Source organism: Mesorhizobium sp. L103C119B0, assembly GCF_000502235.1.
Classification (GTDB): Bacteria; Pseudomonadota; Alphaproteobacteria; order Rhizobiales; family Rhizobiaceae; genus Mesorhizobium.
Genome location: NZ_AYXE01000002.1, coordinates 180,439 through 204,974 on the forward strand (window position 1 = coordinate 180,439; position 24,536 = coordinate 204,974).

Genomic DNA, 24,536 nt, shown 5'->3' on the forward strand with positions numbered 1-24,536 from the left:
CTAGGAAACGCGCAGGATGATCTTGCCGAACACGTCGCGGCCTTCCATGCGCTTCAACGCGGCGTCGATGCCGTCGAAGCCGACTTCGGTGTCGATGACAGGTGCGACCTGTCCCGCCGCCATCTTCTGCATGGCGTTGGCCATGTTCTCCATGCGGCAGCCGAAGGACCCAAGCAGCTTCAGCTGCTGCTGGAACAGCTGCATCAGATTGATCTGCGTCGACACGCCGGAGGTCGAGCCGCAGGTGACCAGGCGGCCGCCGCGCTTGAGGCACAGCATCGAGGCGGCAAAGGTGTCGGCGCCGACATGTTCGAAGACGACGTCGACGCCCTTCTTCCTGGTGAGCTTGCGCACGACCCCTTCGAAACGATCGTCGCGGTAGTTGATGACATGCTCGGCGCCGAGCGCCTTGGCCTTGTCGATCTTGTCGTTGGAACCGACCGTGGTGATGATGGTGCAACCCATGCGCTTGGCCAGCTGGATCGCCGCCGAGCCGATGCCGGAGCCGCCGGCATGGATGAGGATGGTCTCGCCGGGCTGCAGCTTGGCATTGTCGAACAGCATGTGCTCGACGGTGCCGAAGGTAACGGGTGCGACAGCCGCGCCGACATCGGTCACGCCGGGAGGGGCAGGGACCAGCAGGCGCGCCGGCAGGTTGATCTTCTCCTGGGCAAAGCCATCGAGATGGAAGCCGTGGACGCCCGAGACATGTTCGCAGAGATTGTCGCGGCCTTCGCGGCAGGCGCGGCAAAGGCCGCAGGTGCGCGCGCCATAGATTGATACCAATTGTCCGGGCAGCAGGCTGGAGACGCCGGGGCCGACAGCTTCGACCTCGCCGGAGGCTTCGGCGCCGACGACCAGCGGCAGCTTACGCTTGGCGAAGGCCATGCCACGCCAGCCCCAGACGTCGATATGGTTCAGCGCCACCGCCTTGATGCGCAGCGTGACTTCGCCCAATGCGGGGGGCGGCGGGGGCGGCAGGTCCACCGTTTCAAGACGGCGGTCCTCGATAAGTTGCAGTGCGCGCATGGGGCCTGTCAGTTCAGTCTGGCTGAAAAAGGTCGCTTAGACCGGTTCCCGCGCCATGACAAGGCAAGTGTTCTGGCCGCCGAAGCCGAACGAGTTCGAGAGCACGGTGCCGACTTCGGCATTGCGCTTCTTGTTGGGCACCACGTCGAGCACGATTGCCGGGTCGGGATTGTCGTAGTTGATGGTCGGCGGAATCACGCTTTCGCGCATGGTCATCAGCGAAAACGCCGCTTCGACGGCGCCGGCCGCCGACAGCGTGTGGCCGATCATCGACTTGTTGGACGAGACCGGCATCGAGCCGATGCGATCGCCGAACACGGTCGACAGCGACAGATGCTCCATCTTGTCGTTTTCCGGCGTCGAGGTGCCGTGAGCGTTGACGTAGTCGATCTCGTCCTTGCTCAGGCCGGCATCCGCAAGGGCGGCGCGGACTGCTGCGATCGCCGGCGAACCGTCGGGCTTGGAACGGGTGCGATGGAAATCATCGGCCTTTTCACCGCAGCCGCGCAGGATGCCGAGAACGCTGGCGCCGCGGGCAAGGGCTGCCTCAAGCGATTCCAGCACCAGAGCGCCGGAGCCTTCCGCCAGCACAAAGCCGTCGCGGTCCTTGGAGAAGGGTTTTGACGCCTTTTCAGGGATGTCATTGTGGGTCGACAGCGCCGAGAGCAGCGAAAAGCGGATCAGCGCCTCGGCGGTTGCCGAACCGTCGGCGCCGATCGACAGCGCCCGGTCGCATTCGCCGCGGCGGATCGCTTCGACGCCGAGCTGGATGGCGGTGGCGCCCGAAGCGCAGGCCGTCGACAGCGTGATCGGCAGGCCGCGCGTGCCAAAGCGGTCGGCCAGCCGGTCGGCGATCGCGCCGAACTGCGTGCTTGCGAACGTATCTGTTTCCTTCAGCCCGCGCGCCACCCTGAGCAGCCTTTCGGCGCCGGCGCCTTTGCCGTCGGAATTGTAGAGCGCGAAGCGATCCTGCCAGTCGAGTTCGACCGGCGGCGAGGCGAGGAACAGAGGCCCGCCAAAATCAGAGGAATCGAGGCCGGATTCGGCCACCGCCTCATTCGCGGCGGTTTCGGCCAGTTCGTAGGTCAGCAGGCTGGCGCCTTTCGAGCTTGAGTCGAGGAAATCGACCATGCCGGAGATGCGGGTGTTGAGGTGGTCGACGGGAAAGCGGGTGATCGGGTGGATGCCCGATTTGCCGGAGGTCAGTGCCGCCCAGTTATCGGCCTTGCCGATGCCGAGCGAGGTTACCACGCCGATGCCGGTGACGGCGACGATCGGCCTGCCCATGTGATCTCTGAGATTGGCCATCCGGAACCTCTTAACTTTGCAGCATGATCGCGCAGCGCTGCTTCAAGCAGCGTTGACCAGCGCCATGCCCTCGAATTGGTGATAGCCGATCGCCGTTGCGAGCACGGTTTCGGGAATGCCTTCGAACGGCTTCTCGGCCGCGGCGTCGAAAACGGGGTAGGCGGCCTTCCGGTCGACGGCCAGGGCGGCGAGGGCGACCGCGAATGGAAACTGCGCTTCCTTCATATGCCCGGTCAGCGTCGCGAAGCCGCGCGCCGATATCGCCGGATTGGCATCCAGCGCTGACTTTTCGGCTGACGTTGCGGTATGCGCCCCGGATGCGCCCGACAGGGCAAGCAGCTTGCCGCTGGGGAGAGTTGCCTGTTTGAGCAGTGTCGCGATCTCGGCGTCAAGCTCGCCGCGCGAGCGCCGGGCGCGGCCTGAGACGACCGGTCCGAGCTCGGCATAGATTTTCCGCCCACGCCTTTGCGCGTGTTCGCGCTGCTCCAGCACCAGGAAGGCGCCACCGGAGCCGGAGACCAGGCCGCCGCCCTCGGCGCCCTGTCTCTGCCAGACCGGCTTCCATGGGCCGCGATGCAGATAACCGGCCAGCTCATAACCGAGCAGCATGTCGGAATGTTCGGTCTGGAAGGCGCCGCCGACCAGTATGTGCGTCGACTGTCCGGAGCGGATGCGCGCGGCGGCGGTCTCGACGGCGGCGACGCCGGCACCTTCCTCGCCCATGAAGGTCCTCGACGATCCCGTCACCTTGTGGACGATGGAGATGTTGCCGGCGAGCAAATTGGAGAGCTGGGCCAGGAAAAGGGTCGGCCGCAATTCGGTGGTCAGTTTCTCGTTGAGCAGCACGTCGCGGTCGTTGCGGCTCTCGGACGCTGCGAGGATGGCGGCATCGACCGCCTCGTCCCGCTCGCCGCCGCCGGCGGCTACCACCATGTCCATCGTCGTGCAGAGATCGTCATTGCCCTTGATGCCGGCGTCATCCAGCGCCATGCCGGCGGCATAGGTGCCCAGCCTCTGCCAGGTTTCCATCTGCCGCTGGTCGCCGCGCTTGGCGATCTGCAGGTTCCAGTCGATCTCCGGCAGGGGATGCACGGTGTAGGGCGCAAAGCGCGCGGATTCGAGCACCGGCTGCAGGCCCGGCTGCGCCAGCTTCTGCCAGTGGGTATCCGGACCCTCTCCCAGCGAGGAGACAAGGCCGATACCGGTGATGACGACGTCGCGAGGGCTGCTCATGAGCGGCTTTGTGGGTCAGGCGGCGCAGCCCGTCAAGGCCGCGCGCCAGCCGATATCAGGCGGTCTTGGCGGCGACCAGCGCGTCGATCTTGGCGCACAGGTTCTTCATGACGAAGTAATCGTCGGTCGAAGCCTTGCCGTCATTGACTTCCTGGGTCCACTTTTCCAGCGGCACCTTGATGCCGAATTCCTTGTCGATGGCAAAGACGATATCGAGGAAATCGAGACTGTCGATGCCGAGATCGTCGATCGTGTGGCTCTCGGGAGTGATGGTGTCGATATCGATCTCGCTGGTGTCGGCAATGATCTTGGCGACTTTGTCGAACGTGGTGGACAAGGGCTCTTCCTTCGGTTGCGGGCGGAATCTGTCCGCATCTGGTTTGGGCGCTGTCTAATCGGTTTTTCCCGGCAGGAAAAGGCCTGATGCGCGGGGCGCAGATGGGATGGCCCTCCCGTGAAGACAAGAAGGGCCGCCCGACAAGCCGGTGGCCCTTCCAGTTGACGTTACGTCAGCTTAGTTTTCACGGAGCTTGACCACTGGCTCTCTCAGAACGTGACGCGGCCGAGCACGCGCAAGCCATCGCCCTGCGGCTCGACCACCACCGCTTCGCCCTCGCGCGGCGAGACGCCGGTCAGCGCGACGATGTTTTCGAGATGCGTGACCATGACCAGATTGTCGGAACCGGTGTAGGCGCGGATTTCCTTCATCACCGCGTCGAGCTGCGCGGCCTTCTCGGTCGGATCGCTCCTCAGGAGGTCTAGCGGCGCAAAGAGCTCCGGCTCCGCTTCGAAGGCGATGCGGGCGGTGTCAAGGCAGCGGCAATAGCGGCTGGACAGCACCCGCTCGATGGGGGCGGCGCGGGCGCCGAACAAGGCGCCGATCTTGCTCGCCTGCTGCTTGCCGCGCGCCGATAGGTTGACCTGGGTGGCGCAGTTGTCGATGACGAAATTGGCGGGGTCGGTGGTGCCGGTGACCAGTGCGTGGCGAAGCAGCACGACATGGCCGCCGTCACGCAGCAGCGCCCAGCCGGCGTCGGTCGCGTGGGCGACGGCGGGAACAGCAAGCAGGAACAGCGCCAGCACAAATCGAATCATCGAAACCTTTCCGGGAGCCGGATGCCGCTCCGGTCATTCTGATATAGGGATCGGAAAGCCGGCACAAAGACAAGCGAAAGGCGAACCCTCGGTTCGCTTCACATTTTCGCCATTTGCTTCTTCGCCAGCTCGATCTTCTGATCGGTGAGCGGGATAGGGATCGTGTAGCCGGCTTCGGTGAAGCCCTGCTTGGCGTTCTCGAAGAATTCGATCGCCTTGAGATATTCCGGCTTGCCCGCGCCATAGCTGGCGCGGTTCCAGTGGACGTCGCCGATATTGTTCTGCTCGAAGGCCCACTGCAGCGGCTGACTTTCGCGCGTAAACACCTTCAGCGCCGCCGTGAACGCCGCTTCGGCGTCGTTGAGATATTTGTCGGTCCGCTGGAGATTGCCGAGGTTGAGCAGGCTCATACCGATGCCATTTTGAGCGTTGGCCCAGTCGACCGGCGCGGCCTCGATGGTGAGTATTTCGAGCGCGGCTCGCCGCGCCGCAATCGAATCCTGCAGGGTCTTGGCATCGCCATTGCTCATGCTCAACCAGTGCAGCGTCGAGCCCAGGCCGGCCTGGGCCATTGCCCATTGCCGCGGGTTCGTCTCGCGCTTGTACTCGCGCAACGCATTGCCGTAGGCGTCGACCGCCTCGCTGTAATGCTCGGGCTTGTCGGTGACGCCGCCGAGAAGCTGCAGCGTGTTGCCGAGATTGTAGTAGCTCATCGCCCAGTCCTGCGGGAACTTCCGCCTGACATAGACCTGCCGTGCCGCCTGGAAGGCTGCCGCCGACTGTTCCAGCTTGGCCGCATCACGCGTGCGCTGGCCCAGCGTCTGATAGATCGAGCCGAGATTGTTCTGGGCTGACGCCCAGTCCATCGGGAAGCGCTTGCGGGTAAACACCGTCAGAGCGTCGTCATAGGCAGCTGCAGCTTCTTCGAGCGTAGCCGTGCCCATATCGAAGCGGGCGATACCGCTCAGCGCATTGCCCAGGTTGAGGCGGCTGGTCGCCCAGGACACCGGGAAAGTTTCGCGGGTTCGCACTTCCAGCGCGGCGCGAAACGCGTCGGCCGCCTCGTTGATCTTCGCCTTGTCGTTGAGCTGGATGCCAAGCGTTACAAGCGTGTTGCCGAGATTGTTCTCGACCATCGCCCATTCCACGGGTGCTTTCTCGCGTGTGTATTCCTCAAGCGCCAGCCGGTAGGCTGCTTCGGCCTGGGTGAGATGCTCGCCGGCAGGCTCACGCTCGGAGAGTGCATAGAGCGCGAGGCCTAGATTGTTCTGCGAACCGGCCCAGTCCAACGGCAGCTTGTCGCGCGGACGCTTCTCAAGGGTGGCGCGCGTCGCCGCCACCGCTTCATTGAGACGCTTCGGGTCGCTCTCGCGTTCGCCGATCTTCAGAAGCACGTTGGCCAGGTTGTTCTGCGCCGCGGCCCAGTTGCGGTCGTCCTTCTCGCGCTCGAACACCACCAGCGAATCGCGGAAAATCACCGCCGCTTCTTCGAGATGCGCAGTCTCGGTTTCGCGCTCTCCAATGGTCTGCAGCACCACCGCCATGTTGTTGCGGGTGATTGCCCAGTCGCGATTCTGTTCGCCGTTGGGGATGAAGTTCAAGATGGTGCGATAGGCCTCGATGGAGTGCTGCAGCGCATCGAGGTCGCCGGTGGCGTAGCCATGAGCGTTCAACGCCTCGGCCTCCTGGTTCTTGTAGTTCCAGCGCAGCTTTTCGTCCCACTTCTCGACCAGCGAATACGCCTTGGCATAGTCGTTGGCGGCGGATTTGTAGTCGAAGACCAGCGCGGCGGCGTCGGCGCGTTTGGCATAGATGGCGGCGTCGGCGATGCGCTTTTGCCGGAGCAGGTCCTCGGCCTCGTCGACCGCACCGCTGTTTTCCTCGATCCGGCCGACCGCGTCGTCGAGGAATTTGCGCGCCGTCACCATCGCGCCCTGGCCTATGGCCTTGTCGGCGGATGCGACCAGGCGACTGATCTCGGGATCGTCGGTGCGCAACGCGGCGCGCTCGGCCATCATCTTCTTCAGACGCTCAGCCTGGCTGTCCAGCACCTTCTGCAGGTCGTTGGGATCCTCAGGGATCTTTTCCGTGCCGAGCGCCTTGAGCACGCCGTAGAGCGCGTCAAGGGGCACGCCGTCCTGCAGAGAAGCCAACTCCACCTGAGCCCGCTTGGGATCGGGCAGGTCGGAAATGGTCAGCAGCAATTGCCGCCGCTCACCGGTGATCAGCCCGTCGTCGCCGGTCGGTTCCGCCGGCGCGACGCCGAAATAGAGCAGGCGACGCAGGCTCTCGCTGACCCAGGGGCGCTGCTTTGCCTTGGTGTCGAGATAGACTTCCTCGGTGACCATGCGCATGACCGAGCCGAACTCGGTGCCTTTCATCGCCGTGAGGTGGCGCAGCAGGGCGGCGGCGTAGGGGCTGTTTTGGCCGGCGGCGCCATCGAGCGCCGGTCGGCCCGGCTCGGCGGCGAAGCCGACCACGGTTCCCAGGCTAGCATCATCCACTGAGGCACTGGCAAGCGCCTTGGCGCCGCGCACCGGTTCCAGCCCGCCGGCGCCGACAGGCTCGGCGGAAGCCGTCGGCCCGCGGCGCACGACCGCGTCCGGCGGAAACGGGTTGGTGCGGCAGGCGTCAAGCAGCACGATCGTCACCGGCACGGTCTTTTTCAGCTCGTCCATGACGGCTGAAATCGGCACCAGCGCCTCACCGGCATTTTTCAACGACGAGACGTCGGCATCGACCGGCACCAGATAATTCTCGCCGCCCGCCTCGATGCCGTGGCCGGAATAATAGATGAAGGCGACATCGGCGCCTTCGGCGTCCTCGACAAACCGATCGAGATCGCGCTTCAGCTTGGCGGCATCGCGATCGGTGACGTTGCGGGCGTCGAAGCCGAGGTCGGTCAGCATCTTGGACATGTCGCGGGCGTCGTTGGCCGGGTTGGCAAGGGCTGCGATGTGCTCGTATTTCGACTGGCCGATGATCAGCGCCACGCCCTTGAGGCTCTTGGTCTCCGCAACCGCAAGCACCGTCGCGGCAAGGCAAAACAGCCCGGCGACGAAAGCCGTCAGCCACGCCTGTCTGAAATGACGCTGTTTCGGCGTCGCAACCATTCGCTGTGTGTCCGCCCTGATGATCCCAAGCCTGTATAGCGCTGCCACCCGACCATGATCAAATTCAGGCGCCGGGCGGATCGAGGATCAGTTTCTGAAGATCATGGCGATTGCGCTGGAATCCGGGCTCGCCTATCCCTGAAAAATGTCTCCGCTCACCGAAACCGTTCTTTTCGTCTTCAGCCTCGTCGCGCTCGGCTATGTCACCGGGCTCACCGGCTATCTGAAACCGGCCAGCGGGGACGGCATCTCCGAATTCGCCATCAACGTCGCGATGCCGCTGCTGCTGTTTCGGACGATGGTGAATTCGGATTTCCACGGCGTGGCGCCCTGGTCGCTGTGGGGTGCTTATTTCGCGGCGGTTGCAATGACATGGGCCGCCGGCCATCTGGTGACGACACGGATCTTTGGGCGGGACGCGCGCGCCGGCATCGTCGGTGGAGTGTCGTCATCCTTCTCGAATGTGGTGTTGCTGGGCATTCCCTTCGTTCTCGGCGTATTCGGGTCCAGCGGATTCGAAGTGCTGTCGCTGCTCGTTTCCGTGCATCTGCCGACCATGATGATGGCTTCGATCATCATGTTCGAGATATTTGGCCGCGGCGGCAGCGAGCCCGTACACCCGCTGCGCATCATCCAGAGCTTTCTGAGAAGACTGTTCACCAATCCGTTGATCATCGGCATCCTGGCCGGGCTGGCATGGCGCCTCACCGGCGCGCCGCTGCCGAACCTTGCCATGCGACTGGCCGANCATCGGCATCCTGGCCGGGCTGGCATGGCGCCTCACCGGCGCGCCGCTGCCGAACCTTGCCATGCGACTGGCCGATGCGCTGGCTAACACCGCCGGGCCGGTGGCGCTGTTCGCCATGGGGCTCAGCCTGCGCCGTTTCGGCATTTCCGGTAACATCCGACCGGCGCTGGCGCTGTCGACGCTGAAACTGTTCCTGATGCCGGCGCTGGTGCTCGGCCTGGTCTGGCTGTTTGGCCTGCCGCCCTTGACGGCCAAAGTGGCGGTCGTGGTGGCGGCGCTGCCGTCCGGCATCAATTCCTATCTCATCGCCGTGCAGTTCAACACCGGCCAGGCGCTGGCGTCGAACCAGATGACCATCGCCACGGCAAGCGCGGTTGTTACAACCGCCTTTTGGCTGACGGTGGTGGTGCATGTCTTTGGGTAGGCTTGGTCTTCTGTAAGGCTGGTCTTTGGCAAGGCTGGTCTTTGGCAAGGCTGCGGCCCAAACTAATTTACATGTGAATTTTCTCTGGCGTTGGGCTGGCCCAAAGCCTATATGCCATCTTGCAATTGCTTGCCGGGCTTGCCCTAGGTAAAGAGCAGTGGCTTCAGCGTGTCGGCTCCGCCGCCATTGTGCACGCTCGTTCAAGAGATCCAGGAAACCGGCCCGTCAGTGCGCCGAACGGAGGCTAGACCATGCTGCAGAAAACCAGCCATTTCATGCGCCAGGCCAATCTCATCAATGGCGAATGGGTGCAGGCCGACAGCGGCCAAACGGTCGACGTCAACAACCCGGCCACCGGTCTCAAGATCGGCACCGTGCCGAAGTCGGGCAAGGCGGAAACCCGCCGCGCCATCGAAGCCGCAAGCGAAGCCTTCAAGACCTGGCGCAAGACGACCGCGCTGGAGCGCTCGAAGCTGTTGCGCAAGCTGCATGACGCGATGATGGATAATCAGGATGTGCTGGCCGAACTGCTCACCATCGAGCAGGGCAAGTCGCTCGCCGAATCCAAGGGCGAGATCGGTTCGGCTGCCGCCTACATCATGTGGTTTGCCGAGGAAGGCCGCCGCACCTATGGCGATGTCGTGCCATCGCCATGGGGCGATCGCCGCATCCTGGTGACCAAGGAGCCGGTCGGCGTCATTGCCGCCATCACGCCGTGGAATTTCCCCTCCTCGATGCTTGCCCGCAAGCTTGGCCCCGCGCTTGCCGCCGGCTGCACCGCCGTGGTCAAGCCGGCCTCGCAGACGCCGTATTCCGGCCTTGCATGGGGCGCGCTCGCCGAGGAAGTAGGCTTCCCAAAGGGCGTCATCAACATCCTGACGGGTGCTGCCGGCGAAATCGGCGACGAGATCTGCGCCAATCCGCTGGTGTCGAAGATCACCTTCACCGGCTCGACCGAGATCGGCAAGCTGCTGATTCAGAAGTCGTCCGTCACCGTCAAGAAGGTCTCGATGGAACTCGGCGGCAATGCGCCGTTCGTGGTCTTCGACGATGCCGACCTCGATCGCGCCGTCGCCGGCGCCATCACCGCCAAATACCGCAATTCAGGCCAGACCTGCGTGTGCACCAACCGCTTCCTGGTGCAGGCCGGCATCTACGACAAGTTTGTCGAGAAGCTGGCCGCTGCCAGCAATGCGCTGAAAGTTGGCTCGGGCCTGGAAGAGGGCGTGCAGCAGGGACCGCTGATCGACGTGAAGGCGGTCGAGAAGGTCGAGGAATTCATCGCCGACGCCACGTCGAAGGGTGGCAAGGTCGTTGCCGGCGGCAAGCGCCACGCGCTTGGCGGCTCATTCTTCCAGCCGACCGTCATCGCCGATGCGAAGCCTGACATGCGCTTCATGAAGGAAGAGATTTTTGGCCCGATCGCCCCGGTGTTCAAGTTCGAGACCGAAGAGGAAGCCATTGCGCTTGCCAACGACACCGAGTTCGGCCTGGCCGCCTATTTCTACACCGGCGATCTCGGCCGCGCCTTCCGGGTCATGGAAGGCCTGAAATACGGCATGGTCGGCGTCAATGAAGGCCTGATCACCACGCCGGAAGCGCCGTTCGGCGGCGTCAAGGAATCGGGCCTCGGCAAGGAAGGCGGACATCAGGGCATCGAGGACTATCTCGACACCAAATATGTCTGCATCGGGGGTCTCGGCCTCTAAATCATTGACGGGCAGGGCAGGCCGCGGGCCGGCCCTTGCCAGACGACATTCAGCCGGACTGGAGCGGTTCAGCGTTTCACGGAAACGCCGAACCGCTCCAGTTCTTTGTTTTTTGCAGTTCCGGACGGAAAACCGTTTCACACTTTTCCTGGAATTGCTCTAAGTCGATAGATCGACGAATTAGCATTTGGACATAGCGATGAAGGACGGCGAAGTCTTCGGCACGACGCAGGCAGGCGAACCCGTTCGCCGTTTCACCATCCGGGGCGGCGGCGTCAGCGCCAACATCATCGGGCTCGGCGCAATCATCCAGGATCTGCGGCTCGCCGGTCACGACGCGCCGCTGGTGCTGGGCTACGATCGCTTCGAGCCTTACGAGACCGACCGGGCCTTCTTCGGCGCGGTAGTCGGCCGCTATGCCAACCGCATCCGCGACGGCCGCTTCACCATTGCCGGCCAGCGCTACCAGACTGAGCGCAATTTCCTCGGCAAGCACACGCTGCATGGCGGCTCGGAGGGCTTCTTCCACCGGCCGTGGACGGTTTCGCTGCACGGCCGGGATTTTGTCACGCTGACCCTGCACGATCCCGAGGGCACGATGGGCTTTCCCGGCGCGCTCGACGTCACCTGCACCTACCGGCTGAAGATCCCCGGCACGCTCTCGATGGAACTGACCGCCACTTGCGAGGAGCCGACGCTGTGCAATCTGGCGCAGCATTCCTATTTCAATCTCGACGATGGCGGTGCCGGCGACATTCTCGACCACCGGCTGATGCTGAACGCCGGCGCCTATACGCCTGTCGATGGCGAGATGATCCCGACCGGCGTCGTCAAACCTGTCGACGGCACGCCCTTCGACTTCCGCCAGGCGCGGCCGCTGCGCATGGAAACGGAAGGCGAGCAGCTTCCCTACGACGTCAATTTCTGCCTGGCGTCAGCCCGGGGCCCGCTTCACCAGGTGGCGTGGGCGCAAGGCGCCAATTCCGGCGTCGAGATGGAAGTCTGGACCACCGAGCCGGGCCTGCAGCTTTACACCGGCCAGTATGTCGCGCCGACCTCGGGCGGCCTGGACGGACGGCGCTACAAGGCGTTTTCCGGCTTTTGCCTGGAAGCGCAGACCTGGCCCGACGCGCCGAACCGGCCCTATTTCCCACAGGCCACGCTGTGGCCGGGCCAGATCTATCATCAGGTGACGGAATATCGTTTCAGGCTTCCCTAAGGTCTTAGCCCTCGAAAGCGGTTCTTAGAACCTCGAACGGCGCCAGCGCGCCTCGCACCTGGACGACTGTGGCGGCGACGCGATGCGCGCGCTGCACGGCATCCGCCGGGGCATGGCCGGCCAGCCGGGCGGCGAGATAGCCGCCATTGAAGGAATCGCCGGCGCCGGTGGTGTCGACCGGGGTGGCGACATGCTGGGCCGGAACCGGCTGCAGGGCTCCGCCAGTGGCGATCAGCGCGGGTTCCTCGCCATTCTTGACGACGACTTCGCCGACCAGTTTTCCGAACCGCTCGGCGGTCGCTTGCGGTGCCGAGTCGCCAAACAGCATCTGCTCGTCGGGAAAGGTCGGTAGCGCGATGTCGGCGACGGCAAGCGCGTCGAGGATCGCGGCTTGCGCCTCCTCGCGGCTCTGCCACAGGCGCGGCCGGTAGTTGGGGTCGAAGGCGACGCGAGAACCGGCAGCGCGCGCTTTGGCCACTTCTGCCAGCAACGTCTTGCGCGCGGCGGCATCCAGAATTGCCAAAGTGATTCCGGAAAAATACACAAGAGCCTGGTTTTCAAGGCTTCTTGCCAAGGCGGCCGGGTCCGAGGCAAGCCGCCTGGCCGCCGCGTCGCTGCGCCAATAGGTGAAGGCGCGTTCGGCGCCGGTCAAGGTGATGGCGTAGAGGCCGGGCCGCGCGCCTGGGATGACCGGGCTGGCGCCGATGTCGATGCCGTTTTCGGCGAAGAACGAAATCTGGCCCTGCGAGAAGGGATCGTCGCCGAAGGCCGAGACATAGGTCGCCGGCCGCTCGCCGCTCAGCGCATGCAGCGCCCACAGCGTGTTGAACGTGTCGCCGGCAAAGCCCATGCGCCAGTTCGGCCCGGCCTGGCCGGACAGTTCGAGCATGCATTCACCGATCGAAGCGACGCCGTCTGCTGCCATGTATCTGTCTCCGGATCAGTTCGCTGCTGTAGCTTTTTGCGGCCGGCAGCGCCATGCTTGGCGGCGGCGGTTTTTTGCGCCAGAAGCGTTTTCCCACAGAAGCGGCGGGACGCGAATTGCTTCCCGAGACGTTATGCCCAGAAGAGGAACCGGTTTGGCATCGATATGGCGTTATCTTCTTGCGGGCGTTGGTCTGGCCGCCTTGCTGGCTGGCATATTGGCGATCGTCTATCTGACCGCGCCGCAGTCGGCGCCAGGCCCCGATGTCTCGCGCTCGAAGAAGACGGCGAACGGCTTGTTTGTCGCCACCATTCAGCCGGAACGCGGCGTTATCCGGCAAGGCGAACTGCAATCCTGGTTGCTGACCCTGAAGACGGTCAAGGGCGATTCCGTGGAAGGTGCGGCGATCTCGGTGTCCGGCGGCATGCCGCAGCACAATCACGGCTTGCCGACCAGTCCGCAGGCGACCGACTATCTTGGCGAGGGACGCTACCGGATCGAGGGGCTGAAATTCACCATGAGCGGCGTGTGGCAGTTGCGGTTCGCCATTTCGGCGGCGGCCGGTTCCGACACGGTCGTCTTCAACGTGGTGCTGTGAGCGGATGAACCGCCTGTTGCGCCTTCTGGCCTTGGCTGCGGTTTTGCTCGTTGCCGGCTGCGGCAAGCCGGACTTTTCCGATGCCGAGAAGAAGACCATCGCTTCGCTGGCGCTGAACACCTTGCCGGCGCTCAAACCCGACACCACCAACCGCTTCGCCGACGTGCCGGCCGCCGCCGCCCTGGGCTCCACTCTGTTCTTCGACCAGGGGATGAGCCGTGACGGGAACGTATCCTGCTCGACCTGCCACAAGATCGACCGGCAGTTCCAGGATGACCTGCCGCAATCCGTCGGCGTTGGCCGAACCAACAGGCGCTCGATGCCGCTGGCCGGCATTGCCCGCAATCCGTGGTTCTTCTGGGATGGACGGCGCGACAGCCTGTGGGCGCAGGCGCTGACGCCGCTGGAAAACCGGCTTGAGCAGGCGGGGAACCGCGCGGCCTTCGCGCATTACATCCAGAAGCGGTTCGGCGAGCGCTACGAGCGCATCTTCGGGCCACTGCCGGATCTTTCCGCCGTGCCGGCCAACGCCAGCCCGCTCGGCAATGAGGCCGAGCAGGCGGCATGGAAGGCAATGACCGCGGCCCAAATGGACGACGTCAACCGCGTCTTTTCCAACATCGGCAAGGCGATCGCCGCCTTCGAACGGTCGATCGAACCGGCACAGACGCGCTTTGACCGCTTTGCCATCGATCTTGCGTCAGGCGCCAAGCCGAAAGCCGACGATGCCTTTTCGCAGGAGGAGATGCTCGGGCTGAAACTGTTCATCGGCAAGGCCAATTGCGTCACCTGCCATAACGGCCCGCGCTTCACCGACAACGCTTTCCACAACACCGGCGTGCGGCCGGTCAGGGATTTGCCATTGGATCGCGGCCGTTTCGATGCGGTGGCCCAGGTTCAGGCCGACCCATTCAACTGCTTCGGCGCCTTCCGCGATGGCGACGCCGGCGCCTGCGGAGAACTGCGCTTCATCGTCAAGGCAGCACCCGAACTGATGCGTGCCTACAAGACGCCGTCGCTGCGGGGCGCGGCGACACGGCCGCCCTATATGCATGCCGGACAGTTCTCCACGCTGGAGGAGGTGGTGGCGCACTACGCGAAGGCGGAGGCGGCCGTTGAAGGCACCTCCGAAGTGCACCCGTTGCAACTGTCGGACCGCGAACGCGCGGCGCTGGTGGCGTTTTTGAAGACGCTGTCGGAGTGAGCTAGCGATCCTTCACCGTCTCCATGGCCACGAAGGTCGAGGTCTGCGCAACATGCGGCAGTGCCGAGATGCGCTCGCCGAGCACGCGGCGATAGGCGGCGATGTCGGTGGTACGGACTTTCAGGAGATAATCGAAGCTCGACGCCATCATGTGGCACTGCTCGATCTCCGGCACGGCCTGCACCGCACGGTTGAAAGCATCGAGCGCGGCCGAGCGCGTGTCCGACAGTTTGACCTGGACGAAGGCGACATGGCCTTCGCCCATGCGCTCGCGATCGATGATCGCCTGATAGCCCCTGATATAGCCGTCCTTCTCCAGGCGCTTCACCCGCGCCTGCACCGGCGTCTTCGACAGGCCGACCTTGCCGGCCAGTTCCGACATGGACAGCCGCCCGTCGCGCGCCAGCGCCGACAGGATGTTTCTGTCGATGCGGTCCAATTGGTCTTCTGTCACGGATATCACAGCCCATCTGATAACAATTGAGCCGCAATGATAGATCATCCGGACTGCCATGTCGATTTCTTTGGACCGGCCGAAAATGCGGCTCTGTGCTAGCTTGCGCCATTCGGTCCGGCGACCGCCGGCCCGCTCCCAGATGCTTGCTCCGCAGGACCGCCATGCCGCTCGACACCATCCGCCAGCAGATCCGCGCCAACTACCTGCCCGACGAAGACGCGGCTGTGAAGCGCTTGGCTGCCGCGACAGAACTTTCGGCCGATGACCGCAAAGCCGTCTCGGCCCGTGCCGCGGATCTGGTGCGCGCGGTGCGCGGCTCGTCCGACCCGCGGCTGATGGAGGTTTTTCTCTCGGCCTACGGCCTCTCCACCAAGGAAGGAGTGGCGCTGATGTGCCTGGCCGAGGCACTGCTGCGCGTGCCTGACACCGAGACTATGGACGACCTGATCGCCGACAAGATCGCACCGCATGACTGGTCGGCGCATTCGGGCGGTTCGAGCTCGATCTTCGTCAACGCCTCGACCTGGGCGCTGATGCTGACCGGCCGTGTGCTCGACGAAGGCGAGGGCGGCATTGAAGGCACGCTGCGCTCGATGGTTCGCCGACTGGGCGAACCGGTGATCCGCAAGGCGGTCGCCGCCGCCATGCGCGAAATGGGCGAGCAGTTCGTGCTCGGCCGCACCATTGCGGAAGCCGTCAAGCGCGGCAAGTCGATGATCCAGAAAGGTTATCTCTATTCCTTCGACATGCTGGGCGAGGCGGCCCGCACCGAGGCCGACGCGCTGCGCTACCTCAAGGCCTATGCCGATGCGATCTCATCGCTCGATTCAGGCTCCAACGGTCCCGATATCCGCCAGAACCACGGCATCTCGGTCAAACTGTCGGCGCTGCATCCGCGCTACGAAGAGGCACAGAAGGAAAAGATGCTGCCGGTGATGGCCGAGCGGCTGCTGTCGCTGGCGCTGGCCGCACGCCATTCGCGCATGGGCCTCAACATCGACGCCGAGGAGGCCGACCGGCTCGACCTGTCGCTCGACATCATCGAGCGTGTGTTGTCCGAGCCGGAGCTTGCCGGCTGGAATGGCTTTGGCGTCGTCGTCCAGGCCTACGGCCCGCGCGCGGCCTTCACCATCGACTGGCTCTATGCGCTGGCGGAAAAGTACGACCGCAACATCATGGTGCGGCTGGTCAAGGGCGCCTATTGGGACACCGAGATCAAGCGGGCACAGACGCTCGGGCTTTCCGGCTACCCCGTCTTCACCCGCAAGGCCAACACCGATGTTTCCTACATGGCCTGCGCCAGGAAGTTGCTGTCGATGACCGACCGCATCTATCCGCAATTCGCCACGCACAATGCCCATACCGTCGCCGCCATCCTGTCGATGGCTGACAACCGTGACGCTTTCGAATTCCAGCGCCTGCACGGCATGGGCGAAGCGCTGCATGAGACGGTGCGCCGGGCCGAAGGCACGCGCTGCCGCATCTATGCGCCGGTCGGCGCGCACTCCGACCTCTTGGCTTATCTGGTGCGACGTCTGCTGGAAAACGGCGCCAACTCTTCCTTCGTCCATCAGCTCACCGATGAGGATGTCGAGCCGGAGGATATTGCGCGCGATCCGCTCGAGACGGTCGAGAGCCAGGGCACCGCCGCCAATCCGGCAATCGCTCGCCCCGCGGCGATATTCGGCACTGGGCGGCGCAATTCGAAGGGGTTCGACATTACCGATCCGGTGACGCTGGCGGCGATCGACAATGCCAAGGCGGCCTTTGCCGGACCCGAGCGCTGGCATGCCAAGCCGATCACGCGCGCCGCCGGCTACGGCAAGCAGCGCCCGGTGGTCAATCCGGCAAAGCCTGCCGAGATCGTCGGCATGGTCGCCGAAGCCGCTGCCAAGCAAGTCGCGACCGCGGTGCGCTTTGCGGTGGAGGCGCAGCCGGCCTGGGCAAAGCGCCCCGTCGCCGAGCGCGCCGCCATCCTCAACCGCGCCGCCGACCTCTATGAGGCCAATGCGGTCGAGTTTTTCGCGCTGGCTACAAGGGAAGCCGGCAAGTCGCTGGCCGACGGCGTGGCTGAAGTGCGCGAAGCCGTCGACTTCCTGCGCTACTACGCTGCCGAAGCGGCCAACAACGAAGCGGGCAGCGAGGCGCGCGGCGCGATCGTGTGCATTTCGCCGTGGAATTTCCCGCTCGCCATCTTCACCGGCCAGATCGCGGCAGCGCTCGTCACCGGCAATTCGGTCATCGCCAAGCCAGCCGAACAGACGCCGCTGATCGCCTTCCGCGCCGTCGAGCTGCTGCGCGAGGCCGGCGTTCCGGAAGATGTCATCCAGCTTCTGCCGGGCGACGGTCCGGCGGTCGGCGGACCGCTAACTGCGGATCCGCGCATTGCCGGCGTCTGCTTCACCGGCTCGACCGAGGTTGCAAAGCTGATCGAGAAGCAACTGGCCGAGACGGCCGCGCCGGACGCCATGCTGATCGCCGAGACCGGCGGTCTCAATGCCATGATCGTCGATTCCACAGCACTGCCCGAACAGGCGGTGCGCGACATACTGGCATCGGCTTTCCAGAGTGCAGGCCAGCGCTGTTCGGCGCTTCGCGTGCTCTACATGCAAAAGGATGTCGAGAAGAAGATGCTGGAGATGCTGAAGGGCGCCATGGAAGCGCTCACCATCGGCGATCCCTGGCAGATTTCGACCGATGTCGGGCCGGTCATCGATGACGAGGCGCAGGAATCGATCCGCGAGTATTGCACCAAGATGGGGCTGCAGGGCCGGTTGATTGCCAAGCTCGAAGCACCGAAGGACGGCCGCTTCGTTGCGCCGCATGTGTTCCGGGTCAAGGGCATCGAGGAGATGGAGCGCGAAGTGTTCGGTCCGGTGCTGCATGTCGCCAGCTTCGACGCCGACGGGATCGACGCCGTCATCGCCGCCATCAACCGCAAGGGCTATGGCCTGACCTTCGGCCTGCACACCCGCATAGAAGGCCGCGTCCAGCATTTCGTCGACGGCATCCATGCCGGCAACATCTATGTCAACCGCAACCAGATCGGCGCCGTCGTCGGCTCGCAGCCCTTTGGCGGCGAGGGGCTTTCGGGCACCGGGCCGAAGGCCGGCGGGCCGCATTATCTCCGGCGGTTCCGCAAGGGGCCGGAGGCGGGCACGGAGATTGCCGAGGGCCACAAGGTGACGGCGACCGAACTGGCCGACAATCTGCCCGATCCGACGCTTGGCGGCTGGTCGACGCGGCCGGACCGCATCGCCATCTTGAGAAAGCATCTGCGCGGCAAGGGCGCTGCAGCGATCGGCGCTGCAGCCGCCATCGATTTCGGCCAGGTCGACCTGCCCGGACCGACCGGCGAGGCCAACACGCTGTCGCTGTCGCCGCGCGGCCGGGTGCTGTGCCTCGGTCCGGACGCCGAAACGCTGCTTGCCCAGACGATCCAGGCGCTGGCCGCCGGCAATGCGGTGCTGGCCGTGGCGCCGGGCGCGCCGGCAGCACTGTCGGCGCTGACCGGCAAGGGGTTGCCGCTGGCGGCCATAGACGGTCGGCCAGACCCAGTCGAAGCGCGTTCGCTGCGCGTCGATGTCGTCGCCTTCTCGGGCAGGCCCGAGGCGGCGCGGATCGTGCGCAAGGTCATTGCCGACCGCAGCGGGCCGATCGTGCCGCTGGTCAGCGAGGTGCTCAACCCGGCGGCCTATGCGCATGAACGCGCTGTCTGCGTCGACACCACGGCTGCCGGCGGCAATGCCAGCCTGCTCGCGGCGGCCTAGGGGGCTTTTCGCGGCTCGCTTGCCTGCGTCGGGTTGCAAGGGTATGCGCAAGGGACAGAGAGCAACTCGAGCGGGGCAGCCGAACAGATGGAAGACACGTCCCGACCGTTTGAGCTGCCGCGCGTGGCGGTGGTCATCACCTGCTTCAACTATCGGCCGTACGTCGAACAGGCGATCCGCTCGGTGCTTGCGCAGACCTACCGGAATTGGGCATGCGTCATCGTCGACGATGCCTCGACGGACGGCTCGGCCGGCTTTGTCCGACAGCTTCTAAGGGATATAGAAGACCCGCGCCTGCGCCTGTTGGCGCGCAAGGAGAATGGCGGGCAGACCGCGGGATTCCGCGACGGCTTTGCCGCAACCGACGCGCCCTTCGTCGCGTTTCTCGACGCCGATGACGTGTGGCTGCCGGATTTTCTCCTCGCGCATCTGTCCGCCCACCTCAACACAACGCATTCGGCCGCACTGTCGAGTTCCGATGTGTTCCTTGTCGATGGCGACGGCACCTTGCTGGGCGGTACCTTCCTTGCCTTGCGCAAACCGCGGTCCGGAGCGGATCGCAGTGGCGTCGCCATCGCGCCCGGTGGCCGGCTTGCCGGCATGGCGCCCGGGATCGCCTACGCATCGGAGCATCCGGTAACCTATTTCGCACCTGCGGTGACGGGCTGGCTGTGGTCGCAATGCTCGGCGATCATGTACCGGCGTGGCGCGCTGGAACCGGTATTGTCCTTCCCGTTCAAGGCCAAGGTCGGGACGGATTATCTGACGGCGACACTCGCGCACCAAGCCGGCGGCAGCCTCATCCTGTCAGAAGGTCTCGGCCTCTATCGCCTGCATGGCTCCAACCTGTCCACCGGAACTGCCTTTGCCGGCGGCAATGTGCGGCAAACGCCTGCATACAGGAGCTACAGGAGCGTGTTGGCGGCGGATGCCGCAGACTGTTTGCTGGCGAATTCTGCCTGGCTCAGCGATCTCAACGGGCGCAATTTCATAGCTGCATTCCTGACGCAGCATGTGCGCCAATTCCCGGAGCTGGCCGGTGATCCGCGGTTGGCGCGCTACCTGACACGCGGACAGCCCTGGCGGCGGCTGCGCCTGCACATTGCCCAGTGGCTTCAGCGACTGGGCGGCCGGAATTCAACCGGAACATGACGGCATCTGCCCGTCGTCAGATCTCGTCGACGGGTGAAATCTCAATCAGGCGCCTTCGACGACCGAAAAGCCTTCGAACTGCGGATGGCCGAGATAGTGCACCTTCGACGTGCCGGTGTTGCGGTGGGCGGCGCGAAAATTCTCGGATTTGGTCCAGGCGACGAAATCCTCATGGCTTGCCCACACCGTGTGCGAGGCAAACAGCGTGTAACCCTCGGCCTCGTTGACCGGGCCGCGCAGCAAGTGGAATTCCCTGAAGCCTTTCATCTCCGAGAGGCTCGAATCGCGGTTCTTCCAGACATCCTCGAAAGCGGTCTCCGAGCCGTTCTGGACCTTGAAGCGGTTCATGGCGATGTACATTGGGCTTCCTCTTGAATTGATGGACGATTTGGCGAAGGTCTGCGAGCTGGTTAAAACGGACCGATCCGCGCCCTGAACACCCAACTTGATAATCCGGTCTCGGGTGGAATGGGCGGGAACGGGGCTTGCTGGCGCACCAGTTTCAAAGCGAATTGGTCTAGTTCGGCAGACCCTGAACTTTCGACAAGCTGCAAGTCGCTGACGCTGCCGTCAGCCATGACGACGAAATAGACCCTGGCATTGTTGCGAGCCTTGGCTTGAATTTCCTTCGAAACGCGCCGGTTAGCGCGGGCAAGCTTCTTTTGAATTTCACCGCCGTAACGAGATTGCATCGCATTGCCAGCCGCGTCCTGGTTTTTACCCTTGCTGGCAACCGCCGGTGCGTCGCGTTCTTCGCCATCTGCCGCACCGCGGGTATCTCCAGATCCGGCTGGAGGGGTCGGCCGCGGGCTCGGGACTGGTGGTTTGGCAGCAGGCAAATCAACGGCGGGCTCGTCGGCGGGCGGTGCCTCTGAACTTTGCGTTTGAACCCCTGGCGGAGTCGACGTCTCAGCGCTTGGGGCGACAGTTTGATCATTCGGGATGGCGGCCGTCAGTGTATCTGGCGCGGCGGTCGCCTGTTCGGCGGCTTCCGGCGCAGGCTTGGGCGCCGCCGGCTCCTTTACCGGTTGAGGCGCCTCGGTCGGCGGCACGGGTCGAACGGCCTCGGGCTTGGCCGGCTGCGGATCGGTTACCAGGGTAACATCGACCGCGTCGGGAGCCTGGCTGTCCAAGGCGCTGCCGACCACCTCGGCGCCCGATTGGTCGGTGCCTTCGGATTGTATCGCGTTACTGGAATCGAATGTCCCTGCGGGTCCGATGAAGAACGCCGCTGCGGCAGCGGCATGGAGCAGGCAGGACGCGACGATCGCCACAGTCCGTTTGCGGTCCGCGGCTGCCGGCTGTGCGAGCTCGTCCATCGTAATCGCCGGTTCGTTGCCGGCGTCGGGGAGGGGGGTGATGTCCTGCATGGTTCGCGGCGAGACCTGCCGCGAGCGGGGTGGGATTGTCAAATCAAGATCGGTTGCCGGCCATGACGGCGGAGCTGCGACGGGTCGTGTCGCATTGTCGTGCAGGAAGGCGGGATGCAGGCCCACCTCAGACGCCGAATGCGATACCGGTCTTGGTCTGCGTCTTCAGGCCGCGCATGCAGGCGCCCGGTTCGACGCCGGCGCATTCGGTGGCGCTGTTGATCAGCACGCGGCTGAGTTTGGTGCAGTCGGTGCCGGCGAGGTCGAAGCGGGTCACCTTGGTCTTGCCGGCCGGCAGGTCCTTGAAGTCGAGCACGCTCAGGCGGTCGACAATGCCGGCCTCGTTGAACAGCGCGATTTCGAATGCCGCCTTGGAAAGATCGGCGCCGAGCGCATTGTTGACGACGAAGGTCAGCCGGCAACCCTTTTCGGAGGGCTGCGCGGCATTGAGCTCGAGGCTGAGTTGCGGAGCCGACGCGGACTGAGCCCACGCCGGCATCAAGCCAAGCGACATCGCCAGCGTCGAGGTCAGGAGGCGAAGCGATGCCGTCAAACTTGTCATGGGTGTCAGCCTCCAAAGCGCATGGTTGCGGCCAGCTTCAGCGTGATGCCGGGTTCATAGATGACGGCGGTGGTGCCGCCGTTCAGCGGGTTGGTATATTTGACGTCGAACAAATTGTCGGCGCGGAAGTCCACCTTCAGATTGTCGGTGGCCTGGTAACTGGCGAAGGCGTTGACCAGAGTATAATCCTTGGCCACGGGGTTGCCCTTCGGCTTGCCGTTGTACTGCACCTCGCCGCCGACGGTCAGCTTGTCCTGAAGGAAGCGGAAGCCGAGCTGCCCGGTGACCTGCGAGGACGGGATGGTGGCAAGGTCGGCCCGCTCGCCTTCATCGGAGATGGTGTGGCCGTTGATGATCGAGGCTGAGAGGCCAGCATAGCCCCAGCCGGCATCGTAGACGCTTTCCAGTTCGAAGCCGTTGATCTTGGCCTGGGCGACGTTCTGGTATTGGAAGCAGATCGGGATGCCGGGGCCGAACGGGCAACCGCTGGTCGGGTCGAATGCCGACAACGTGACGCCTTCGATGTAGTCGTCGACATCGTTGTGGAAGTAGCCGGCCTTGAGCCGGAACGCGTCGCCGGCCTCGATAAGGTCGTTCAGCTTGTAGTTGACGCCGATTCAGTGGTCTTGCCGGTTTCTGGCCGCAGGTTCGGATTGGGCAGGAACGGGAAGGTGACGCCCGCCGGATGGTTGCCGCTGATCAGCGTTTCGGTCAGCGACGGCGAGCGGTAGCCTTCCGCGTAGGTGCCATAGAACTGCAGGCCCGCCAGGCTGGCGCTTTCGAAGGGCGTGACACCAACGGTGATGCGCGGCGACAGACGATCACCTGACGTTTCGTGGGTGCTGTCTTCGAGGCTGTAATTGTCGTAACGCAGCCCGGCAATGACCTCGAGCCAGTCCCAGGTGAGCTTGTCCTGGATGTAGGCGCCCGAAACACTACGCTTGCCCGATGGGGTGTAGAAGCTGTCGCCGCCGGCGGTGCCGCCGGTCTCGACATCGTCACCCACCCAGTCGCCGCCATAGGTCAATTCGTGCGCAACACCGGCTGTTTCGAAGCGCGACGTGTTCCAGATGTCGACGCCGGCCGTGCCAACGTCGAAGGTCGAGGTCGAACCGACGGGCAGCAGCACGGGAAGGCCGGTCGACGGATCGAAGCGGTTCTGCGGGACCAGCGTGGTGAGGTCGAGATTGGTCTTGTTGTAGGAGGCGTTGATGTGGAGATCGAGCCAGCTCCTGGCGTCGTCAGTGATGTTGTAGCGGGCGGTGAAGGTGTTCGACTTCAGGTCGACGTCGTTGGCCGGCACGCCGCCGCTGGTTTCCGTCCAGCCGTCGCTCGAGCCGACCCAGCCGAGCTTCAATTCGCTGTCTTCGCTGGGGCGGATTGTGGTCTTGAGCAGGCCGCTCAGCAGGTCGAAGCCGGTGCCGGCGACGGTGTCGCCGCTGCCATTCTTGTAGTCGCCGTAGTCGCGGTAGACGATGTTGCCCAGCACATCCAAATCGTCGTTGAATTTGTAGGCGCCGCTGGCACTGGCGGTCCAGCCCTTGCCGTTGCTTTCATAGCGCCCGGTGACGGAGCCGGCCCAGGTTTCGCCCGGTCTGAGGAAATCCACCGCATCCTTGGTGTCGAAGAAGACGACGCCGCCAATGGCGCCGGAGCCGTAGGTGTTGGCGGTCGGTCCGCGAATGACGTCAACGGATTTGATGAGCTCGGGATCGACATAGAAGGTCGACTGCGTGCCGTGGTCTGAGCGCTGGAAATTCTGCCTGGCACCGTCGATGATGACGGCGACGCGACCGAAATCCTGCAGGCCGCGGATGTTGATGCTGGAGCTGACGCGTCGCGCATCGGCCTGCACGGCGACACCAGGCACACCGAGCAGCATTTCGTTCGGCGTCGTCGCCATGCGGCGGTCGAGCTGTTCCTGGTCGACATGGCTGGCTGAGGCCAGCGATTCGATTGCCGTCTTGCCGGTGCGGCTGATGACGAGGATCTTGTCCAGCAGGGTCGCGCCGGCGGGCGCCGGCTTGGTGTCCACGGTTTTCCTGGTCTGGTCGGCCTGGTCAGCGGCCGGCTGAGCGCTGGCCGGCGATGTCAGCAGCGCGATCGTCGCTGCCCCCGCAAGCAAGGCTGCCATTGCCTTTGCCATAGGCCGATGCACCGGATCGGCGTTCGCCAGACCCAGTCGTCCACAATTTCCCAAGCCCATGCCCCAACTCCAAAATTCCAGGTTCGATGCTGGCTGGCTTGGTGCTCGCTGGCATTTTTCATTCTGTCCGGCGTCTTAAATGTTGACTCATTTGGTCCGGTACTGCACTGACTAATAAACATGATTATTCGAGTCAAGAAATGAATCGGCATTTTTGCAACGCCTAGCCAGTTGCCCGGCACAGGAAAGGGATCGAAAGAGATGAACACCCACAATCCCAACGACTTCCGTTACCGCGTCCGCCGTTCCGAGGAGACGCCGACCCGCTTCGACCGGGTGCCGCTGGCGGTGCGGACGCTGTCCTCCAACACGCTGTTCCAGGGCGAGCACGAGATCGGCATCGAGCACCATGGCGCGCTCTATCGGCTGAAGATCACCCGCCAGGGCAAGCTCATCCTCAACAAGTGACGAAAC

20 protein-coding genes and 1 pseudogene are annotated in these 24,536 nt (G+C 64.2%); 8 read left to right on the forward strand and 13 right to left on the reverse strand.

What is annotated here, in order from left to right:
• The 6 genes from X728_RS162785 to X728_RS162760 form a co-directional block, all read right to left on the reverse strand.
• On the reverse strand, nt 1–1,029 hold the full coding sequence (locus X728_RS162785; protein WP_023691042.1) for a zinc-binding dehydrogenase: 1,029 nt from the start codon (nt 1,027–1,029) through the stop codon (nt 1–3).
• A gap of 36 nt (nt 1,030–1,065) precedes the next feature.
• Entirely contained in the window at nt 1,066–2,337 is a 1,272-nt protein-coding gene (locus X728_RS162780; RefSeq protein WP_023696480.1) for a beta-ketoacyl-ACP synthase, read from the reverse strand.
• Nucleotides 2,338–2,379: 42 nt separating this feature from the next.
• Nucleotides 2,380–3,570 (reverse strand): beta-ketoacyl-ACP synthase, encoded by a 1,191-nt coding sequence (locus X728_RS162775; RefSeq protein WP_023830570.1) that lies wholly within the window; start codon nt 3,568–3,570, stop codon nt 2,380–2,382.
• A gap of 55 nt (nt 3,571–3,625) precedes the next feature.
• A complete protein-coding gene (locus tag X728_RS162770; RefSeq protein WP_010909964.1) occupies nt 3,626–3,907 on the reverse strand; it encodes an acyl carrier protein in 282 nt (93 codons plus the stop codon).
• Nucleotides 3,908–4,116: 209 nt separating this feature from the next.
• Nucleotides 4,117–4,665 (reverse strand): histidine phosphatase family protein, encoded by a 549-nt coding sequence (locus tag X728_RS162765; protein WP_023730712.1) that lies wholly within the window; start codon nt 4,663–4,665, stop codon nt 4,117–4,119.
• Nucleotides 4,666–4,763: 98 nt separating this feature from the next.
• Entirely contained in the window at nt 4,764–7,778 is a 3,015-nt protein-coding gene (locus X728_RS162760) for a caspase domain-containing protein (RefSeq protein ID WP_023830571.1), read from the reverse strand.
• A gap of 145 nt (nt 7,779–7,923) precedes the next feature.
• Between X728_RS162760 and X728_RS01000000166150 the strand changes: the two are divergent.
• From X728_RS01000000166150 to X728_RS162750, 3 genes and pseudogenes are all read left to right on the forward strand, one after another.
• A pseudogene (locus tag X728_RS01000000166150) lies at nt 7,924–8,950 on the forward strand (AEC family transporter).
• A gap of 251 nt (nt 8,951–9,201) precedes the next feature.
• Nucleotides 9,202–10,659 (forward strand): NAD-dependent succinate-semialdehyde dehydrogenase, encoded by a 1,458-nt coding sequence (locus X728_RS162755; protein ID WP_023753404.1) that lies wholly within the window; start codon nt 9,202–9,204, stop codon nt 10,657–10,659.
• Between the two features lie 193 nt (nt 10,660–10,852).
• Nucleotides 10,853–11,878 (forward strand): aldose epimerase family protein, encoded by a 1,026-nt coding sequence (locus tag X728_RS162750; protein ID WP_023681740.1) that lies wholly within the window; start codon nt 10,853–10,855, stop codon nt 11,876–11,878.
• A 4-nt stretch (nt 11,879–11,882) separates the two neighbouring features.
• Here the strand turns inward: X728_RS162750 and X728_RS162745 are convergent, their stop codons facing one another.
• Complete coding sequence (locus X728_RS162745) at nt 11,883–12,803, reverse strand: sugar kinase (protein ID WP_023830572.1); 921 nt, start codon at nt 12,801–12,803, stop codon at nt 11,883–11,885.
• Between the two features lie 154 nt (nt 12,804–12,957).
• Here X728_RS162745 and X728_RS162740 point away from each other — a divergent pair, with 154 nt between their 5' ends.
• Nucleotides 12,958–13,401 (forward strand): FixH family protein, encoded by a 444-nt coding sequence (locus tag X728_RS162740; RefSeq protein ID WP_023830573.1) that lies wholly within the window; start codon nt 12,958–12,960, stop codon nt 13,399–13,401.
• A gap of 4 nt (nt 13,402–13,405) precedes the next feature.
• Nucleotides 13,406–14,605, forward strand: a complete 1,200-nt coding sequence (locus tag X728_RS162735) for a cytochrome c peroxidase (RefSeq protein WP_023823053.1) — start codon at nt 13,406–13,408, stop codon at nt 14,603–14,605.
• A gap of 1 nt (nt 14,606) precedes the next feature.
• On the opposite strand, the gene X728_RS162730 is transcribed toward X728_RS162735, so the two are convergent.
• Nucleotides 14,607–15,059 carry an Lrp/AsnC ligand binding domain-containing protein gene (locus X728_RS162730; RefSeq protein ID WP_023681737.1) on the reverse strand — a complete coding sequence of 151 codons (453 nt, stop codon included), beginning with the start codon at nt 15,057–15,059 and terminating at the stop codon, nt 14,607–14,609.
• Nucleotides 15,060–15,223: 164 nt separating this feature from the next.
• On the opposite strand from X728_RS162730, the gene putA reads away from it, so the two are divergent.
• A complete protein-coding gene (gene putA, locus X728_RS162725) occupies nt 15,224–18,832 on the forward strand; it encodes a bifunctional proline dehydrogenase/L-glutamate gamma-semialdehyde dehydrogenase PutA (protein WP_023830574.1) in 3,609 nt (1,202 codons plus the stop codon).
• Between the two features lie 87 nt (nt 18,833–18,919).
• Entirely contained in the window at nt 18,920–19,984 is a 1,065-nt protein-coding gene (locus X728_RS162720) for a glycosyltransferase (protein WP_023830575.1), read from the forward strand.
• A 45-nt stretch (nt 19,985–20,029) separates the two neighbouring features.
• On the opposite strand, the gene X728_RS162715 is transcribed toward X728_RS162720, so the two are convergent.
• From X728_RS162715 to X728_RS01000000166155, 5 genes are all read right to left on the reverse strand, one after another.
• Nucleotides 20,030–20,344 (reverse strand): antibiotic biosynthesis monooxygenase, encoded by a 315-nt coding sequence (locus X728_RS162715; protein WP_023681734.1) that lies wholly within the window; start codon nt 20,342–20,344, stop codon nt 20,030–20,032.
• A gap of 50 nt (nt 20,345–20,394) precedes the next feature.
• The gene (locus X728_RS162710) at nt 20,395–21,354 is read right to left on the reverse strand and encodes an energy transducer TonB (RefSeq protein WP_023830576.1); all 960 of its coding nucleotides are present in this window, start codon (nt 21,352–21,354) and stop codon (nt 20,395–20,397) included.
• A 127-nt stretch (nt 21,355–21,481) separates the two neighbouring features.
• Nucleotides 21,482–21,916, reverse strand: coding sequence for a hypothetical protein (locus X728_RS162705; protein ID WP_023673858.1), 435 nt, complete (start codon nt 21,914–21,916; stop codon nt 21,482–21,484).
• Nucleotides 21,917–21,921: 5 nt separating this feature from the next.
• Nucleotides 21,922–22,533: a TonB-dependent receptor gene (locus X728_RS1000000172020; RefSeq protein ID WP_348625622.1), complete on the reverse strand. Its 612-nt coding sequence runs from the start codon at nt 22,531–22,533 to the stop codon at nt 21,922–21,924.
• A complete protein-coding gene (locus X728_RS01000000166155) occupies nt 22,512–24,050 on the reverse strand; it encodes a TonB-dependent receptor (RefSeq protein WP_280791129.1) in 1,539 nt (512 codons plus the stop codon). Before X728_RS01000000166155 ends, X728_RS1000000172020 begins: the two co-directional genes overlap by 22 nt.
• A gap of 273 nt (nt 24,051–24,323) precedes the next feature.
• Here X728_RS01000000166155 and hemP point away from each other — a divergent pair, with 273 nt between their 5' ends.
• The gene (hemP, locus tag X728_RS162700) at nt 24,324–24,530 is read left to right on the forward strand and encodes a hemin uptake protein HemP (protein ID WP_023673860.1); all 207 of its coding nucleotides are present in this window, start codon (nt 24,324–24,326) and stop codon (nt 24,528–24,530) included.
• Nucleotides 24,531–24,536 lie beyond the last annotated feature (6 nt).